Source organism: Flagellimonas spongiicola (assembly GCF_023502425.1).
In the GTDB taxonomy this organism is placed as follows: domain Bacteria; phylum Bacteroidota; class Bacteroidia; order Flavobacteriales; family Flavobacteriaceae; genus Flagellimonas; species Flagellimonas spongiicola.
Genome location: NZ_JAMFMA010000009.1, coordinates 1 through 1,127, shown reverse-complemented (window position 1 = coordinate 1,127; position 1,127 = coordinate 1). Strand labels below are relative to the sequence as shown.

Here is a 1,127-nt window from a genome sequence, read left to right as displayed (position 1 = left end):
ACCGTCACCGTGATCGTATCCGTATCGGTCTCGTTCTCCGCATCGGTGACCGTCAGTTCCACATCATAAGTACCGGCACTGGTAAAAGTATTGTTAGGGTCCGCCAATGTAGAGGTGTTACCGTCCTTGAAGTCCCAGAAATAGCTCACTACCCCCACATCGTCTATGGAATTGCTGCCCGTGAAATCAACCGACAAGGGCGCATCCCCATTCTGCGTTGAGGCAGTTGCAATGGCAGTAGGTGGAAGGTTAACACCTCCCTGATCATCAACAACCGAGAAGTTGACCACTAAAGGCTGTCCCAAGATTCCACCACTCTGTCCGCCTCCGTTAAAGGCGGTAGCCGTAATTGTATAGTCTCCAAGTGGAAGGTCTGCCAAATTGTAATTCCCGGATACATCACCAAAAAGCGCATAAGGTGCCACTCCCTCTGTTCGGCTCGTGGAAACAGGACCTGTAAGCACAAGTGAAACGCTCCCCACTGTTGATGGATTGGTGTCCGCACGTACGTTCAGACCCGTTCCGCCTGAACTCCCAAAATCAAGTTGCTGGCCTTCGAAAAGACCGAATAGATCATTGTTGGTCACCGCGTCAACCAATGTCAATCCTATCACACCCTCTGTGCTGGGGTCGCTAACGGTAATGGTCAACGTAGCCGTATCCGTCTCGTTCTCCGCATCGGTGACCGTCAGTTCCACATCATAGCTGCCCGCGGTACCAAATGTATTGCTAGGGTCCGCCAACGTAGAGGTGTTCCCATCCTTGAAGTCCCAGAAATAGCTCACTACCCCCACATCGTCTATGGAGTTGCTGCCCGTGAAATCAACCAACAAGGGCGTTGTCCCCGATTGGACGGAAGCTGTGGCTATGGCCGAGGGGGGCTGGTTGCCTGCAGCCTCATTTACCGTCACCGTGATCGTTGCGGTATCCGTCTCGTTCTCCGCATCGGTGACCGTCAGTTCCACATCATAGCTGCCAGCGGCATTAAATATATTGCTAGGGTCCGCCAATGTAGAGGTGTTCCCATCCTTGAAGTCCCAGAAATAGCTCACTACCCCCACATCATCTATGGAAGTGCTGCCCGTGAAATCAACCGACAAGGGCGCATCCCCATCCTGCGTTGAAGC

The 1,127-nt window shown here is 52.9% G+C and carries 1 protein-coding gene; it reads right to left on the bottom strand.

What is annotated here, in order from left to right:
* Positions 1–1,127: PKD domain-containing protein (locus M3P19_RS16865; protein WP_249658871.1), on the bottom strand; the 1,127-nt coding region annotated here is incomplete at both ends.